10 protein-coding genes are annotated in these 16,999 nt (G+C 68.5%); 4 read left to right on the forward strand and 6 right to left on the reverse strand.

Annotation, left to right across the window (positions count from 1 at the left end; all coding sequences use genetic code 11):
• Nucleotides 1-40 precede the first annotated feature (40 nt).
• The 6 genes from AC1DNC_RS06395 to AC1DNC_RS06420 form a co-directional block, all read right to left on the reverse strand.
• Nucleotides 41-1,012 carry an AAA family ATPase gene (locus tag AC1DNC_RS06395; RefSeq protein WP_476861723.1) on the reverse strand — a complete coding sequence of 324 codons (972 nt, stop codon included), beginning with the start codon at nt 1,010-1,012 and terminating at the stop codon, nt 41-43.
• 91 nt (nt 1,013-1,103) lie between these two features.
• The gene (locus AC1DNC_RS06400) at nt 1,104-7,211 is read right to left on the reverse strand and encodes an Ig-like domain-containing protein (RefSeq protein ID WP_476861724.1); all 6,108 of its coding nucleotides are present in this window, start codon (nt 7,209-7,211) and stop codon (nt 1,104-1,106) included.
• A 142-nt stretch (nt 7,212-7,353) separates the two neighbouring features.
• Nucleotides 7,354-8,667, reverse strand: a complete 1,314-nt coding sequence (locus AC1DNC_RS06405) for an adenylate/guanylate cyclase domain-containing protein (RefSeq protein WP_476861725.1) — start codon at nt 8,665-8,667, stop codon at nt 7,354-7,356.
• The gene (locus AC1DNC_RS06410) at nt 8,657-9,253 is read right to left on the reverse strand and encodes a PH domain-containing protein (protein ID WP_476861726.1); all 597 of its coding nucleotides are present in this window, start codon (nt 9,251-9,253) and stop codon (nt 8,657-8,659) included. The genes AC1DNC_RS06405 and AC1DNC_RS06410 overlap by 11 nt, the downstream gene beginning before the upstream one ends.
• Nucleotides 9,246-10,163 carry a biotin--[acetyl-CoA-carboxylase] ligase gene (locus AC1DNC_RS06415; protein WP_476861727.1) on the reverse strand — a complete coding sequence of 306 codons (918 nt, stop codon included), beginning with the start codon at nt 10,161-10,163 and terminating at the stop codon, nt 9,246-9,248. Before AC1DNC_RS06415 ends, AC1DNC_RS06410 begins: the two co-directional genes overlap by 8 nt.
• A 184-nt stretch (nt 10,164-10,347) precedes the next feature.
• Nucleotides 10,348-11,253: an SDR family oxidoreductase gene (locus AC1DNC_RS06420; protein WP_476861728.1), complete on the reverse strand. Its 906-nt coding sequence runs from the start codon at nt 11,251-11,253 to the stop codon at nt 10,348-10,350.
• A 344-nt stretch (nt 11,254-11,597) separates the two neighbouring features.
• Here AC1DNC_RS06420 and AC1DNC_RS06425 point away from each other — a divergent pair, with 344 nt between their 5' ends.
• The 4 genes from AC1DNC_RS06425 to AC1DNC_RS06440 all read left to right on the forward strand — a co-directional run bounded on the left by AC1DNC_RS06425 (nt 11,598) and on the right by AC1DNC_RS06440 (nt 16,998).
• On the forward strand, nt 11,598-13,181 hold the full coding sequence (locus AC1DNC_RS06425; RefSeq protein ID WP_476861729.1) for an acyl-CoA carboxylase subunit beta: 1,584 nt from the start codon (nt 11,598-11,600) through the stop codon (nt 13,179-13,181).
• Complete coding sequence (locus tag AC1DNC_RS06430) at nt 13,178-13,402, forward strand: acyl-CoA carboxylase subunit epsilon (RefSeq protein ID WP_476861730.1); 225 nt, start codon at nt 13,178-13,180, stop codon at nt 13,400-13,402. Before AC1DNC_RS06425 ends, AC1DNC_RS06430 begins: the two co-directional genes overlap by 4 nt.
• A 53-nt stretch (nt 13,403-13,455) precedes the next feature.
• Nucleotides 13,456-15,165 (forward strand): DUF885 domain-containing protein, encoded by a 1,710-nt coding sequence (locus AC1DNC_RS06435; protein ID WP_476861731.1) that lies wholly within the window; start codon nt 13,456-13,458, stop codon nt 15,163-15,165.
• Between the two features lie 366 nt (nt 15,166-15,531).
• Entirely contained in the window at nt 15,532-16,998 is a 1,467-nt protein-coding gene (locus tag AC1DNC_RS06440; RefSeq protein ID WP_476861732.1) for a dicarboxylate/amino acid:cation symporter, read from the forward strand.
• Nucleotide 16,999 lies beyond the last annotated feature (1 nt).

A 16,999-nucleotide genomic window follows, 5' to 3' on the forward strand; every position in this document is an offset into this window, starting at 1 on the left:
CTGGGGCCACCCCGGGTGCGGGATCGGCGGGACGGGCCGCTTAGACGGCGGCCCGCTGCTGTGGGGCGGCGACGTCGGCCAGGACGCGGGCCAGGACGGCCTCGGCGGTGGCACCGGAGAATTCCGCTTCCGGGTCCATCACGAGCCGGTGCGTCCAGACGACGGCGGCGAGGTCCTTGACGTCGTCGGGCAGGACGAAGTTCCGGCCCTGGCTGGCCGCCCAGACCTTGGCGGCGCGGACCATCGCGAGGGCGCCGCGGACCGACACGCCCAGGCGGGTCTCCGGGGCGCTGCGGGTTTCTTCGCAGAGCCTGGAGATGTATTCCAGCACGGCGGTGTCCACGTGCGTTGTGGCGGCGAGGTCGGCCATGTCCGCGACTGCCTGGGTGGTGATCACGGCGGTGATTTCCTTCGAGCGGTCCTTGAGGTTCGCGCCGCCGAGCAGCTGCACGGTGGAGGCGTGGTCCGGGTAGCCGATGGAGGTCTTGATCAGGAAGCGGTCCAGCTGGGCCTCGGGCAGGCGGTAGGTGCCGGCCTGCTCGATCGGGTTCTGCGTGGCCATGACCATGAAGGGCCGGCCGGCCTGGTAGGTGGCGCCGTCCACGGTGACGCGGGATTCCTCCATGACCTCCAGCAGGGCCGACTGGGTCTTCGGCGAGGCGCGGTTGATCTCGTCGGCGAGGACGATGTTGTTGAAGATCGGGCCCTTGTGGAACTCGAACTTCTGCGTCTTCTGGTCATAGATGGTCACGCCGGTGACGTCGGAGGGCAGCAGGTCCGGGGTGAACTGGATGCGGTTGTTGGAGCCCTGGACGGTGGCGGCGAGGGCACGGGCCAGCGAGGTCTTGCCGGTCCCGGGGGCGTCCTCGAAGAGGACATGCCCCTCGGCCAGCATCGCCGTGAAGGTCAGCCGAATGACATGGGACTTGCCCAGTACTGCCTGCCCCACGTTGGCAACGAGCTTCTCGAAAGTGCCGGCAAACCATTCGGCCTGTTCGGTGGTCATCGTCATGACGTGGTCCTCTTCTGTGTCTGGTCGATCGATACGGGTGCTGCCGGCAGGGAGTCCCCGCATGGTCCGGCGTTCAGTGTAGTAGCGGGCATCAGCAGCCGCCGGGTTTGGGGCCGTACAGGTTCACGGTGGTCGACTTGGCGTACCACTGCGGGTGGCTTCCCTCCGTCATGCGGTACCACGGCGTTCCGTTGCCATAGATGTCCTTGGTGCAGTCGATGGTGAGCCTGCCCTCGGAGCTCCTGACCCAGCCGGCGCCGCAGCTGGGCCCGCTCGGATCGTAGGTGTCCGCCTGCCCGGGCTTGCCCGGGCAGGTGCTGTTGTGCGCCTGGATCTGCGAGGTGGGGGTGGGGGTGGGGTCCGCCCCGGACGTGGCCGTTGCGGTGTCATAGCCGCCGCAGTCCTTATTGCCGTCGGTGCCATTGCAGGCCCTGACCTTCAGGCTGTGGCTCTTGCTCCAGCCGCCGGCGTTGTGGTCATAGCTGCGGTTCAGCCCCACGCTGGTCCAGCCGCCTCCGTCGTAGCTGACCTCGTAGCGGTTGATCACCCGTCCGTTGTCGTTGGGCTGGGTCCAGTTCCAGTGCACCTGCCCGTCACCCTTGTTCGAGGTGCCGCCGCTGACGCTGGGCGTACCCGGGGGTCCGTAGGGAACGGCCGAGCCGATGGCTTTGGCGTCCCCGGAGACATTGTTCTTCGTGGAGAAGGCAATGATGTTGACGATGACGTTCTTGCCGTTGGGCTGGCCGGTGATGGTGCCGCCAGGGGCATTGATCGGTCCGGAGCCGTAAGCCGTGGACCAGCGGTAGCTGATCTCCGAGGCGGTGGAACCGTTCCGCTGCGCCTGGGTCAGCGGGGTGAAGGTCACCTTCAGCTGTCCACTGTTGCCCGGCGCGGCCACGGTCCCGCCGTTGACCATGCCCGGCTTCCCGGCGGCCCGCACCGGTGCGGAGGCCGGGCTGGTGCCCGAGGTTCCGGCCTTGTTGGTGGCAGCCACGGTGAAGGTGTAGTCGGCCTCGGAGTTGTCCACCGTGATGTTTTGTGAGGTGCCCTGGACCCGTTGGCTGCCCACCACGGCCCCGCCGCGCAGGGTGGTCAGCGTGTAGGCGGAGATCGCGTCGCCGTTGTTGTTTGGCGCCGCCCAGGTGACCTTAAGCTGGCTCTGCGGGCCGACCGAACCGGCCTGGCTGGCGTTCGGCGGCGCCGGGGTGACCGGCGCGCCGGCGGGCGTCTCCGCCGCGGAGTAGGCGCTCCACTCCGAGGGGTCCTTGGCATCGTTCCGGGCCAGCACGCGCACCGTGTAGGCCACGCCGTTCTGCAGGCCCTTCCAGACATAGCTGGTGGAGGTCAGGTTCTGGATCTGGGCGTTCTGGCCCGCGGGTGCCGGCGAGATTTCCAGGTCGTAGGACTTGATCGCGGAGCCCTTGGAGGCAGGCGCGGTCCACGCCACGGCCAACTGTTTGTCGCCGAACTTCAGCGTGGGCGCGGCCGGGGTGTCCGGTTTGACGTCCGGGCGCACCTCCGCCGAGGGCGGGGAGGGCTCGGACTTATCGATGGCGTTGGTGGCCGTGACCTGGAAGTGGTACTTGGTGTTGTTGGTCAGCCCGTTCAGGGTGCACGAGTTGGCCGGGCAGTCCTGGCTGAAGCCACCCTCTCCGGTCACCGTGTACTTGGTGATCGGCGAGCCGCGGTCCGCCGGCGGCGTCCAGGTCAGCAGCGCCGTCCGGTCCCCCACGCTCTGGGCCTGCGGCGTGCCCGGGGCCAGCGGCTTGTCCTTGACGTTGAGCCGGATCCGGGCGGTCGCGTTGCGGCTCGGGTCACCGGTCTTGTCCGCCACGGTGTAGGAGACCACCATGGTGCCCGAGGCGGACGGTGTGACCTCTACGCTGTCGCCGGCCACCCGGACGCCGCCGGAGCCGGTCTCGGCGGTGGCCGAGAGGATCTTCAGCGGCGTCTCCGGGAACGGGTTCGCGTCGTTGGCCAGGACGTTGACCGTGACCGGCTTGCCGACGGCGGCGTTGTCCTCGACGTCGTCGTTGGCCACCGGCTTGGGCCGGTTGGAGGCCGTGACCGTCAGCTGGTAGGTCGCCGTCGATTCCAGCCCGCGGCGGTCCTTGGCCTTGACCTGGACCGCGCCGGTTGCCCCGGCGTCGGTGCCGTCCTTGGCCGAGACCTTGAGCGTCTTGCCGTCGATGGAGGCGTCGAAGCCTGCCGGGGCGTTTCCGGCGAGTTCGTACTTCATGGCGTCCACGTCGCCGTCGTCCGGGTCGGTGGTGAGCTTGGCGAGGTCGGTGCTGGCGGCGTCGCCCTTGGGCACGTCCACCTGGCTGCCCAGCAGCACCGGCGGGTTGTTGCGGTTAGGGTCCGGGAGCACCTTGGTGCGGATGCTGAGGGTGGATTTCAGGCCGGCCGGGTCGTCCGGGCCGGTGCCGTCGGTGACCTCAAAGCTGAGCGATCCGGGGCCGGCGTAGTCAGTTCCGGCTGTGTACTTCAGGGCCGTGCCGCCGTTTGCCACGGGGTCCGAACCGTTGGCGCCGATCAGCTTGATCCGGTCCGTCTGCGTCAGCCGCGGCGAGCGGCCATCCCGGACCTTGACCCATTCCTTGAGGTCCACCGTGACGGACTGCCCGGCGACCACCTCCACGACGTCGTTCTTGGCCAGGGTGGGGACCTGCTGGCCGACGCCGGGCACCCAGATGATGGCCGTTGACTTCTGCCCGTCGACGTCTTCCACGGTGTAAGGGATCAGCTGCGGCTTCTCGGTCAGCTGCACGATCATGTTGCCCTCGGTGCCGGGCCGGGCGGTCTTGGCCTCGGTGCTGACCTTGAGGTTTTCGCCGACGCCGTCGGGGTCCTCGTCGTTTTTGAGGACCGGGACGTCGACGGCGGTCTTGCCGAGCGTCTGCGCGGAAGTCACCCGGTCGTCCCGGGCGATCGGTGCCTGCAGCGGCACGTCCTTTTGCACCTTGACCGCGATCGCGGCCTGGGCGGTGGCGCCACGGTCGTCGGCCACCGTGTAGCGGACGTTGGTGGTGCCCTCCTGGGACGGTGCCAACAGGATGATCCGGCCGCTTTGCTTGCTGACCGTGGCTTGCAGCTCCCGCGGCGCCTCGATGTCGTTGGTCTGGATCCGGATCGGGTCGCCGTCGGGATCGGTGTCGTTGCCCAGGGCGTCGACGGCGATCTGGCGGCCGGGCCGGACCTTGACCTCGTCGTCCACCGGGGTCGGCTTCTGGTTGACGTCACCGCGCGGGGCGATGCCGACGGTGACGGTGCCGGTATTGACGGCGCCCTGCCGGTCCACCACCTTGTAGCGGAAAGTGTCCGTCCCGGCGCCGTCGCCGGCGGCGGTGAAGTCGATGAAGTTGCTGCCCACCGTAGCGGTACCCATCGACGGCGAGCTGTCGATGCCGGTCAGCTGGACGGAGTCGCCGTCCGGGTCGATGCCGTCCAGTTCCACCGGGATCCGCACGGTGCCGGCCGCCACCACCCGGGCGGTGAGGTTCTTGGGCTGCGGGCGGGAGTTCTCCGCGCCTTCCAGCGGCAGGATGTGGATGGTGACCGCGGCCGCGCTCTTCTGGCCCTGCGGGTCCACGGCGTTGTAGATGGCACGCACGGTCTTGGGCACGGAGCCTGCGATGAAGCGCAGCGTGTTCTCCGAGACGAAGCTCTTGCCGTCGCTTTCCGGGACCGGCTGCGGCAGCACCGGGTCCACGGTCAGCTTCTGGCCCTGCGGGTGCGTGTCGTTGGCCAGCACCGGGATGGTGACGACGTCGCCCGCGCGCACGTTCACCTCGTCCGGCTTGGGCTGCGGGGCCTCGACGACGGCGGGTGCCGGGACGGGGACCACGGCGACACTGCCGGTGGCCGACTTGCTGCCGTTGGACATGGTGTAGCGGAAGGTGAACGGTTCGCGGGTGCCGACGACGTCGGTAATCCGCAGCACGCTGTGGTCGATCACGCTGACCGAGGCGGTGGAGTTCTCCGGCATCTGCACGGACTGCAGCACCAGGACCCCGCCCGCCGGGTCGGAGTCGTTCGCGAGCGGGTCCACCAGCACGCTGCCGCCCACCGGCATCAGGGCGACGTCGTGCACGGCAACGGGGTTGCCGGTGTCCTTGCCGGATTCGACGTCCACGCGGATCAGGCCCTGGGTGCTCTGCGGTCCGTTGCTGGCGATGTAGGTCAGGTAGACGGGGCCAGGGGTGTTGCTACGGAAGGTGAACGTTCCGCCGTCGGTCACCGGGCCGAGCTCGGCGGTTCCCGCAGCTTCGACCTGGGCCAGGCGCAGCGCGCCGCCGTTGGGGTCGACGTCGTTCTTCAGCGGCGCGATCACCAGGTCCTGGCCGACGACGGCGGTGACGTGGTCCGCGTTGACCACGGGCTGGAGTGCCCCGGGCGGCTGGACATTGACAATCACTTTGCCGGTGGTGGTGGCGCGGCCGTCCCAGACGGTGACCGTGACGGTCTTCTTGCCGGGCGCGGCGCCGGAATCCTGATAGCTGAGCAGGCCGTCGCGGCGGACTTTGACCTGGTCCTGGTCGTTGTCCGCCTTGGCATCGAGGAGCACGAGGTCGTCGCCGTCGGGGTCGGTCCAGTCGGTGAGAATGTTCTGGCTGACCGATTTGCCCTGCTCCACCAGCATGGTGGTGGGCTCGCCGCGCTTGAAGAGGGGCGGCTTGTTCTCGTCCGGGCCCACGACGCTGAGCGTGATGCTGCCGCCGGCGGAGAGGCCGCGGCCGTCCGAGGCGTTGTAGCCAAAGGTTTCGGTGCCGGGTTTCGCGTCGGGCGGGACGGTGATCTGGAAGGCCGTGCCGCCGTAGATGCTTTCCAGGCTGCCTGCCTTGGGGCCGTTGCCGGCCACGGCGGCGGTCAGGACGTCGCCGTCGGGGTCGGAGTCGTTGTCCAGCACGCTGAGCACCGTGGTGCGGCCTGGTCGGACGCCGACGGCGTCGGGCTTGGTTTCCGGCGGCCGGTTGGGTTTGGTGCGGTCCGGGAGGATGTTGACGGTGTTGTTGTCCGCGGACTCCTGGTCCTGGTCATCCGACTGGTTCTTGGGCGGGATGACGTCGTCCCAGTTGTCCACCAGCAGCATGTTCTGGTTGACCAGCCACACATTGCCGGAGTTCACATCGTTGAGCACCACCACGTCCCGGTTCACCCGGAACACGTAGCTCGGCGATGCGGACGCTTTCGGCACATCCACGGTCTTGTCGTCGGCATCTTTCGCGCAGTCCCGGACATACTTGTTCGCGCCGGACCAGGCCGCGTGGACGCAGCCGCCCAGCTGCACCGGCGCCGCGGGCACCCCTTGGCCGCCGAAGGTCACGGTCTTCGCCGTCGAACCGTCCAGCGGCTGTTCCAACAAGGCCTTCGGCGTCGCCACGGCCACCGCGTCTGCTCCCGGGCCCGACTGCTGGAGCCGGGCCTCCCGGGCATCCGCCAGCGACAGCTCACGCCCGCCCGGCAAGAACAACTTCCCGCGGTCCGCGTCCAGCACCACCGGCTGGTCACCCACCACGGTCAGCTGGATGCTGCCGGCACCCTTCAAACCGTCCCAGGTGCTGGCCTGCGAATCCGTCGCCCGACCGTCGGCGTCCACACTCGTTACCGTCACTTGCCCGGATTTGGGATCCGCGCTGTAAATCCGGTCGTCGGACCCCACCGCCGAGACCGTGCCCCGCGCTCCCGCGAGCACCGGTTCGGAGTTCTCCTCGTCGAAACCGTTCAACGTCGACGGCGACAACGCCCAGACCCGGCCGCGCGCCTCGTCCGTCACTGCGATGACCTTCGATCCGAAGCTCACCTCGGCGGAACCCGGCAGTTTCTTGTCCCCGCCCAAGCGCATCTGCGCCGCGGACACCTGGTTCAGCGTCGAGCCCGAGGCGTCGTCAACGAACACCGTCCCGGCATCCTGCAGCACGTCAAACGACGTCGATGCCGGCGTCACCGCACCGTCCAACACGCGGGAGGGGTAGTTCAGCCGTCCCACCGCGTTCTTTGCCTTCGACACCACCCAGACGCCGCCGTCGTTCAACTCCACCTCGGTGGTCTTGAACCCTGGGTAGATGATGGCCCCGGTTACCAGCACCGCAGCGACAGCCGCGAAGGAGGTGGCGGTGACGAACTTGCGGCGCGTGCGCGATCCCGGATTCTTGGAGCCCGGCTTCCTGGCACCCAGCATGGCGAAAAGTCGTGGCACAGCGTCAGATTTCCTTCAAGAGTTTGGTGGATTCCCCGGCGGACCCCAGACCGGCCCCCCACTTCCCGCGACAGCCTACCTAACGATCTCCGGCAGCGCGATGGGGAGGACTGCCCGGCGGAGAGTGCCGCTTCCGTGGTCCTTAGTCCAGGACCAGGCCCTTTCCGCTGCCCCGCTGCAGTTCCACGGGGTGGATTTCGCCGAAGCCGCGCACGTTCTCCGCGTCGCGGGGAAGCAGCACGAAGCGTTCGTCGTGCTCCAGGGCGGCGGCCGTCATCGAGTCCACCAGCACGGTGCCCGGATCGGCCAGTGCCGTGAGGCGGGCGGCCAGGTTCACGGTGGGCCCGTAAATGTCTCCAAGCCGCGAGAGGATGCGGCCCCACACCATCGCGACGCGGGCCTGGGGCAGGATCTCGTCCTCATTGAAGGCCTGCGAGAGCGCCAGCGAGATCTCCGCCCCGGCAGCAGGGGTTTCGGCGATGTAGAGGACTTCATCGCCGACCGTCTTCACGAGCCGGCCGCCGCCGACCGAAATGATCTCGGCACACTTGTTTTCAAAGCGCTGCACCAGCTGCGCGAGCGTCTTTTCGTTCATCCGGCGGGACAGGCTGGTGTAGGAGACCAGATCCGCGAAGCCGACGGCGCGGGCAAGCGGCAGCGGGGCGTCGTCCTCGTCACCTTCGCGGCCTTCCTCGCTGGAGGCCAGGCCGGCCTCGGCCCGCACCGCGAGGCGCTGCACCCCGGCGTTGAGCTGCCGGCGCCAGGAGTAGACCAGCATTTCCTCGAGCGCGTCCACCAGGGAGGGCAGTTCGCTGACCAGCCGCTTGCGGGCCACGGCGTCCGTGACTCCCTGCTGGTGCACCATGTCCTCGACCAGGGCCTCGATCTGCCAGACCACCATGCGGTCGGTCATCTGGCCGATGGCACGGGTGACGGAGATGGCGGCTTCCTCGGTGAGTTTGCGGCTGCGGACCAGGTCCACAATCGTGTTCAGCGCGGTCTGGTCCCGTTCGGTGAAGGCCACGTCCTCATCGCCGAGGTTGGGGAAGCCGAGGGCGCGCCAGAGTTTCCGCGCGGACAGCAGGGACAGCCCTGCACCGGCGGCCACCTCGCGGCGGCGCAGCTTTCGCTCGCCGCCGAGCAGCCGCTGCTCGAGGGCCTTGGCGGCGAGGCGTTCCGCGGACATGGTGCCGGTGGGAGGGGCAGCCGAGGGCTCGTCGACGAGGTCCGGGCCGGAGGGGTCGGCGTCGTTGGAGGGGTCGGCGTCGTCGTCGGAAGGGTCGGCGTCGGCGTCGGAAGCGGCAGCGCCGGCGTCGTTCGGGTCTTCCGGCTCGGACGTGGCGAGGGAATCCAGCACCGCGGCTTCGAGGGAGGAAGCGTCGAGGACCGCCTCAGGCACGTACGAAGGCTCCGCGGCCAGGAGTCCGGTGTCGGGGTGCACGTTCTCAGCGTTCATCTCTTCCACCTTCTCTCATGTCCAAGGGCCATTCGCCGGAACCGTGCATCGTGTCGTCGGCCTCAAGCAGTTCACCCTCCGGAAGTTCGTCTATCGCGTCGAGGATGAAGTTCCGGAACGTCATGACCTCGGGGACGTCCGGAATCACCGTGCTGGAGGGGTACCCGGTATCCAAGGATATATTCCCCGAGCGCAGGGCCCGTTGGATCAGGGTCTGTTCGATGAACACATTACGGACCGCGGCCAGTGGAACCTGCTGGTCACGACGCCGCAACATGCCGTAACGGGCCACAAAACGCCGGCTGGTCAGCGTGTAGCGGCTGGCGTGCCAGGTCACCACTTTAGGCAGGCAGTAGGCAAGCAGCAGCCAGGCCGCGAGAGCCAGGCAGGTGCCGATCAGCCAGGGCGTCCAGTCCGGGGTGACGAGCGGGACGAGTTTGGCCGGGCCGCCCTTCACAATCCAGGCGCAGGCAAAGGCGGTGAGGGCGGAAACCAGGATGAACAGCAGGGCCGGGGCGATCAGTGTCCGCGGCTGGGGGCGGGTAATCACAATCACTTGCTCGCCCGGGAGGAGCTCCTTACGCATAGCCGCTTTCGCCGCCGGCCTCGCCGGGTGGGGTCCAGGGACGCAGGTGGACGACGTCACCGGCGGTCACCACGTGCTCGTGCCCGGTGGCGTCGACCACCAGCAGGGATCCGTACTCGTCCAGCCGGCTGGCGTGGCCGATGATCTCGTGGTCGCCGGGGAGCTGGGCCCGGACCTGCTTGCCGAGGGTGGTCAGCACATGCTCCACCCTCTTGTGCAGCGACGGGCCGCCAGCCATTCCCGCGGCCGGGTCGCCGTCGGCGTTGCAGAAGCTGCGGTAGAGCGTGGCGAAGCGGGACAGGTAGCTCTTCAGCAGTGCGGTCCGGTCCACTGTTGCCGGGTGCTCCAGCAGCACCGAAGTGGCCGTGGGTACCGGAAGCTCGGCCTCAGTGAGGGTGACGTTGAGGCCGGTACCGAGTACCACGGGCGGGACGGCGCCGTCGCCCATCGGTCCCAGCTGGGCGAGGATGCCGGCAATCTTCTTGCCGCGGACCAGTACATCGTTGGGCCATTTGAGCTCGGCGGGGATCCCGGCGGTTTCCAGCAGGGCCTCCCGCAGCGCGAGCGCGGCAAGCAGCGAGAGCCAGGAAAAGCTCTGGGTGGGCAGCGGCCGGCCCTCCGCGTTGACCGGCCGGAGCACGATCGAGACGGAGACGGAGCTGAGGGCCGGGGCCTCCCACTGCCGGTCCAGGCGGCCGCGGGCGGCGCTCTGGTACTCGGCCGTGAGCACGGACAGGTCGGGCCAGGCGCCGGGATCCACGCTCACGCCGCGCAGCAGGTCCGCGTTCGTGGAGCCCGTGGACTCCACTACGGTCAGTTGCGGGATGCCGTTGGCCGAGAGGAACGCGGCGTCACCAAGGGCGCTCTGGTCCAGGGGTGGACGGTCCGGTGTCTCCTGCGCGGCTTCCATGCTTGAATCCTACCGAGTAACCGCCTCCGCGGCGCCGGACCGGCCACCGCGGAACCACCCCACCTTTGAACCGCGACGTCGGCGTGCCGGGGCGAATCGCCGCGGAATTCCGGCGTCGAACCGGCAAAGGTGGGGAGTTTCGGCGGCGCGGCCGGCTCCTGGACCACCGGAAGCCGCCGGAAACTCAGAGGAAAATGTCAGGTACCAGCTGGTCTTCCGACGCGCCCAGGCTGTACGGCGCGAAGTCCGTGACGCCGGCCGCGGCCAGCACCTCTTCGTCGGTGTAGAAATTGCCGCTCCAACTGCCCGAGGCCGGGATCGCGTTGCTAGCGGTCAGCACGGCGTGGGCGGCATCGGCCATGATTTCGGGGCCGCGCGCGCCGCGGACAATCTGCTCGCCGCCGGGCATGTTGCGGATCGCCGCGGTGTCGATCAGCGTGCAGGGCCAGAGTGAGTTCACGCTGATGCCGTCCACCTTGAGTTCCTCGGCCAGGCCCAGGGTGGTCAGGCTCATCCCGTACTTGGCCATGGTGTAGGCCAGGTGCATGCCCGCCCATTTCGGGTCCAGGTTCAGCGGCGGGGAGAGCGTGAGGATCTGCCCGGCCGCGGATTCACGCAGCGCGGGCAGGGCGAGCTTGCTCAGCAGGAAGGTGCCGCGGACGTTGATGTCCTGCATCAGGTCGTAGCGCTTCATGTCCACGGCGTCGGTCTTGGAAAGGTCGATCGCGGAGGCGTTGTTGATCACGATGTCGATCCCGCCGAAGCGTTCGACCGCGGCGGCAACCGCGCTGGCGACGTCGGCGTCGTTGCGCACATCGCCAACCAGCGGCAGCGCCTGTCCCCCGGCGGCTTCGATCTGCTCGGCGGCGGAGTAGACCGTGCCCTCGAGTTTGGCGTGCGGCTGGCCCGTCTTGGCCAGCAGCACGATGTTGGCGCCGTCCCGGGCGGCGCGCAGGGCAATCGCCAGGCCGATGCCGCGGCTGCCGCCGGACATCAGGATGGTGCGGCCCGCCAGGGATGCCGAGGCCTGGTACGGCCCGGCCGGGCGGGATTGCGGTGAGGCAGCCGAAGCGTCATTGCTTGAAGTCATAGGCCCACCTTAGCCGATGTTACTGACGAGTAACATCCCTTCTTTCAACCTTTGCGTGCGTTCCTCCCCGGTTACTCCGGGCCGGACCACCCTCCGGCGACGCGCCGCCGCGGATTTCCGGGGGCCGCGCCGGATCAGGCCGCGGGTAACTGGGCGGGAAGGTACGGGCCCCGCCGGGGATCGGGCCGAAAATTGTAGGGTTTCTACAGCGGCATGGGCGAATACCGTCACTAGACTTGCCAGCACGGCCATGTTTTTGTGTGGAATCCACTTAAGTGCCACCACAAGGGCCCGCGACAGCCGTCACGAAGAACAGCAGCGAACGACAGAGCCGGAGACACTTGATGAGCCACGATCTGACCACGACCGCGGGAAAGATTGCCGATTTCCGCGACCGCCAGGCCCGTGCCGAGCAGCCCTCCGGCCCGGAAGCAATCGAGAAGCAACACGCCCGCGGCAAGAACACCGCCCGCGAGCGCATCGACCTGCTGCTCGACGCCGGTTCCTTCGTGGAGTTCGACGCCCTTGCCGTGCACCGCTCCACCGCGTTCGGCATGGAGAAGAAGAAGCCGCTCGGCGACGGCCTGGTCTCCGGCTACGGCACCGTCGACGGCCGGCCCGTCGCTGTCTACAGCCAGGATTTCTCCGTCTACGGCGGCTCCCTCAGCCAGGTCAACGGCGAGAAGATCGTCAAGGTCCAGGAGTTCGCGCTCCGCAACGGCTGCCCCGTCGTCGGCATCCTCGACGGCGGCGGCGCCCGCATCCAGGAAGGCGTCGCCTCCCTGGCCATGTTCGCGGATATCTTCCGCAACAACGTCCACGCCTCCGGCGTCGTCCCGCAGATCTCGCTCATCATGGGCCCCTCCGCCGGCGGCGCGGCGTACTCCCCGGCCCTGACTGACTATGTGGTCATGGTGGACAAGACCTCGCACATGTTCATCACCGGCCCCGACGTGATCAAGACCGTCACCGGCGAGGACGTGGACATGGAGACCCTCGGCGGCGCGCGGCAGCACAACGCCAACACCGGCACCTCCACCTACCTGGCCGCCGACGAGGCCGACGCCGTCGAATTCGTCCGCGAACTGCTGGACTTCCTGCCGTCGAACAACCTCGCCGAAGCCCCGGTGCTGGAGCACAGCCAGGAGCCCGAGCTCGACGAGGACGATCTCGCCCTCGACGTGCTCATCCCGGACTCGGCCAACCAGCCGTACGACATGCGCAAAGTGATCGAACAGATCGTCGACGACGCGCACTTCCTCGAGATGCAGTCGCTCTACGCGCCGAACGTGATCATCGGCTACGGCCGCGTGGAGGGCCACACCGTTGGCATCGTGGCCAACCAGCCGATGCAGTTCGCCGGCACCCTGGACATCGCCGCCTCGGAAAAGGCCGCCCGCTTCGTCCGGCACTGCGACGCCTTCAACATCCCCATCATCACCCTCGTGGACGTGCCGGGCTTCCTGCCGGGCAAGGACCAGGAGTTCCAGGGCATCATCCGGCGCGGCGCCAAGCTGCTCTATGCCTACGCCGAGGCCACCGTGCCGAAGCTGACCGTGATCACCCGCAAGGCCTACGGCGGCGCCTACATCGTGATGGGCTCCAAGAAGCTCGGCGCCGACCTCAACCTGGCCTGGCCCACCGCGCAGATCGGCGTGATGGGAGCCCAGGGCGCCGTGAACATCCTGTACCGCCGCGAACTCGCCGCGGTCGCGGAGGCTGGCGGCGACGTCGAGGCCAAGCGCGCCGAGGTCATCCGGCAGTACGAGGAAGAGCTGCTGAACCCGTACCAAGCCGCCCAACTGGGTTACGTGGACGCTGTCATTGCCCCGTCCGAGACGCGGCTGCAGATCGTCAAGGGCCTGCGCGCCCTGCGTGACAAGCGCGCCAGCCTGCCCGCCAAGAAGCACGGGAACATCCCACTGTGACCGGCTCGGAGCCGGCACCGGCGGAGCAGCCGCTGCTCTCGGTGGTCAAGGGCGAACCGACGGCGGAGGAACTCGCCGCGCTGACCGCCGTCGTCCTCTCCCTCGGCAGCGGCGAGACCGCGGCGCCGGAGAAGACGGGCGTGCGGCACTGGATCCGGCGGCAGCAACTGCAGCTCGCGCCGAAGCCGGGCCCTGGATCGTGGAAACGCAGCCGGGGCTAAGAAAAGTTCAGTAACCCTTTCATAACTGGCGCGGCCGGGCTAGTCTCGTTCGGGTGACTACCGAAACAACTCAGAACAGCACGCCCGACACCCCGGTTCCGGCGCGCCCGCAGACCGCCATCGACGCCGTAGCCGACGCCTTCACGGACACCCTGATCCGGCTTAACCCGAGCTTCGCCACCGAACTCGGCCTGCCCGGCCACGAAACGGAATACCAGGACTTCTCCCCCGCCGGACACGAGGAATTCGCCGCCGCGGCGCGCGAAGCCCTCGCCGCGCTGGAGGGACTGGAGCCCGCCGACGACGTCGACGCCGTCACCCTCGACGCGATGCGCGAACGCCTCGGCCTGCAACTGGAAATCCACGAGTCCGGCTGGGACCTCGCGGAGCTGAACAACATCGCCTCCCCGGCCCAGGAGATCCGCGCGATCTTCGACCTGATGCCGTCCGACACCGCCGCCCAGTGGGACCACATCGCGGGCCGCGCGCACAACGTCCCGGCCGCCCTGGACGGCTACATCGAGTCGCTGCGCAGCGCGCGGGACGCCGGCCGGGTCTCCGCCGCCCGCCAGGTGCGGATCGTGATCGAACAGACCACCAAGCACGCCGCGGACGACGGCTTCTTCGCCAAGCTGGCCGCCGAGGCCAAGACCGCCGAGGGTCCGCTGCCCGAAGAGGTACAGGCCAAGCTCGACGCCGGGGCTGCCGCCGCCCGCGCGGCCTACGCCCGGCTGGCCGGCTTCCTGGAGTCCGAGCTGCTGCCGGCCGCCCCGGAGAAGGACGCCGTGGGCCGCGAGCGCTATGCCCTGGCCTCCCGCTCCTTCCTCGGCGCCACCGTGGACCTTGAGGAGACCTACGCCTGGGGCGTCCAGGAACTCGACCGCCTGATCGCCGAACAGGAGCGTGTGGCCAACGAGATCAAGCCCGGCGCCTCGATCGAAGAGGCCAAGGAAATCCTGAACAACGACCCGTCCCGCCAGCTCAAGGGCACCGACGCCCTCCGGGCTTGGATGCAGGAGCTCTCGGACAAGGCTGTGGCCGACCTCGCCGGCGTGCACTTCGACATCCCGGAGGCCATGAAGACGCTCGAGTGCAAGATCGCCCCTACCCAGGAAGGCGGCATCTACTACACCGGCCCCTCTGACGACTTCAGCCGGCCGGGCCGCATGTGGTGGTCCGTTCCGCCGGGCGAGGACACGTTCACCACCTGGGCGGAGACCACCACGGTCTACCACGAGGGTGTGCCGGGCCACCACCTGCAGGTCGCCACCGCCACCTACCGCCGGGAGCTGCTGAACAAGTGGCGCCGCAACGTCTGCTGGACCTCCGGCCACGGCGAGGGCTGGGCGCTGTACGCCGAGAAGCTGATGCAGGAGCTCGGCTATTTGAAGGATCCGGGCGACCACATGGGCATGCTGGACATGCAGCGCATGCGGGCGGCCCGGGTGGTGTTCGACATCGGCGTGCACCTGGAGTTGGAGGTGCCCGAGCGTTGGGGGTCGGGCACCTGGACTCCGGACCTGGGGTACGAGTTCCTGAAGCAGAACCTTGCGATCAGCGAGGGCCAGCTGAAGTTCGAGTTTACCCGTTACCTCGGCTGGCCGGGGCAGGCGCCGTCGTACAAGGTGGGTCAGCGGCTCTGGGAGCAGATCCGTGCCGAGCTCGAAACCCGGCCGGGCTTCGACCTCAAGGCCTTCCACACCAAGGCGCTCAACATGGGCTCCGTGGGGTTGGACACCCTGAAGCGGGCGCTGCTGGGGTAGGCGGCCACACGCGGGGGCGGCCGTGCAGCGGCACGGCCGCCTCCCTCCGCGTGCTCGCTCGTCCCTCGCTTAGACGCACGCTTCCGGAAGACCGCCGCGCCGCTGACTGCATGGGCCATTCGCGAAATGACAGTTCGCGGCAGTGTTCCTCGGAAAAACTGCCGCGAACTGTCATCTCGGCGCAGGATGCCTGCTCCCCCAGGCCCCGGGCGAGACAATCGCCACATCTGGGGCTGGAATAACTTCACAAACGGGCAGTCTTTCGGCGTCTTTGCGGGGTTCTTGCGCGCGCCGGTAAATCCCGAGCGCGTAACATTTCTCAATGTTCGTTCGCCGTGATATCCGGGGCGGTCCTAGCGTATTCGGGTGACCACTCAGACAAGCACCCCCGCAACCGCAGGAAAGCCCGGTTTCCAGCTGCCCAAATGGGCCGGCTCGTTCGGCTTCCAGATCATCGCCGCCCTGATCGTGGGCCTGGGCCTCGGCCTGCTCGCGAAGTACACGGGCAGCACCAAGGCGAACCCCAACGCCCTCGGCGCCACGCTGCAGACCATCGGCTCGAGCTACGTCTCGCTGCTGCAGACCGCCGTCGTGCCCCTCATCTTCACCGCCGTCGTCAGCTCCATCTCCAACCTGCGCGCCGTGTCCAACGCGGCCCGGCTGGCCTGGAACACGCTGCTCTGGTTTGCGATCACCTCGCTGATCGCGGTGCTGATCGGCATCGGCCTGGGCGTCCTGCTGCAGCCCGGAGCCGGCACCGGCATCACCAAGCAGGCCGAGTACACCGGCAAGTCCGGTGACTGGTGGGCCTTCCTGGTGGGCCTCTTCCCGAAGAACTTCCTGGGCCTCGGTGCCAGCACCACTGTCACCGACGGCGTAGCGACCACCGCCGTGAGCTTCAACGTGCTGCAGATCCTCGTGATCGCGATCGCCGTCGGCATCGCCGCGCTGAAGGTGGGCAAGGCCGCCGAGCCGTTCCTGGCCCTCAACGCCTCCGCCCTCGCCGTGATCCAGAAGGTCCTCTGGTGGATCATCCGGATCGCCCCGCTGGGCACCGTGGGCCTGATCGGCAACGCTGTGGCCGTCTACGGCTGGGACACCATCGGCTCGCTCGGCAAGTTCGCCGTCGCCATCTACGTCGGCCTGGCCCTCGTACTGTTCGTCGTCTACCCGATCCTGGTCCGCACCCACGGCCTGTCCATCAAGCAGTACTTCTCCGGCGTCTGGCCGGCGGTGCAGCTGGCATTCGTGTCCCGTTCCTCGGTGGGCACCCTGCCGCTGACCCAGCGCGTGACCGAACGTTCCCTGGGCGTGCCCCGCGCTTACGCCTCCTTCGCGGTGCCGCTGGGCGCCACCACCAAGATGGACGGCTGTGCAGCGATCTACCCGGCCGTGTCCGCCATCTTCGTGGCCCAGTTCTTCGGCATCCAGCTGGACTTCAGCCAGTACCTGCTGATCGCCCTCGTCTCCGTGCTGGGTTCCGCCGCGACCGCAGGCACCACCGGCGCCGTCGTGATGCTGACCCTGACGCTCTCCACGCTGGGACTGCCGCTGGCCGGCGTCGGCCTCCTGCTGGCGATCGACCCGATCCTCGACATGGGCCGCACCGCCGTCAACGTGGCCGGGCAGGCCCTGGTCCCCACGATCGTGGCCAAGCGCCAGGGCATCCTGGACGAATCGCTCTACAACGCCCCGCGCAACGGTGACCCGTTCAGCGACGACCTCGTAGCCGCCGACGACGCCCTGACCGGCGCTCACGACGCCGACGCCGGCGCTCACGCCGACGATGCCCCGGCTGCCGCCGGACGCGAACTGGCCGGCACGAAGGCCTGAG

This window comes from Arthrobacter sp. 01N442, from assembly GCF_056399345.1.

Bases quoted from the DNA above. Each gene is read 5' to 3' on its own strand.
- AC1DNC_RS06425 (WP_476861729.1), top strand. From the start codon at position 11,598: ATGAGCCACGATCTGACCACGACCGCGGGAAAGATTGCCGATTTCCGC.
- AC1DNC_RS06420 (WP_476861728.1), bottom strand. From the start codon at position 11,253: ATGACTTCAAGCAATGACGCTTCGGCTGCCTCACCGCAATCCCGCCCG.
- AC1DNC_RS06415 (WP_476861727.1), bottom strand. From the start codon at position 10,163: ATGGAAGCCGCGCAGGAGACACCGGACCGTCCACCCCTGGACCAGAGC.
- AC1DNC_RS06395 (WP_476861723.1), bottom strand. From the start codon at position 1,012: ATGACGATGACCACCGAACAGGCCGAATGGTTTGCCGGCACTTTCGAG.
- AC1DNC_RS06405 (WP_476861725.1), bottom strand. From the start codon at position 8,667: ATGAACGCTGAGAACGTGCACCCCGACACCGGACTCCTGGCCGCGGAG.
- AC1DNC_RS06410 (WP_476861726.1), bottom strand. From the start codon at position 9,253: ATGCGTAAGGAGCTCCTCCCGGGCGAGCAAGTGATTGTGATTACCCGC.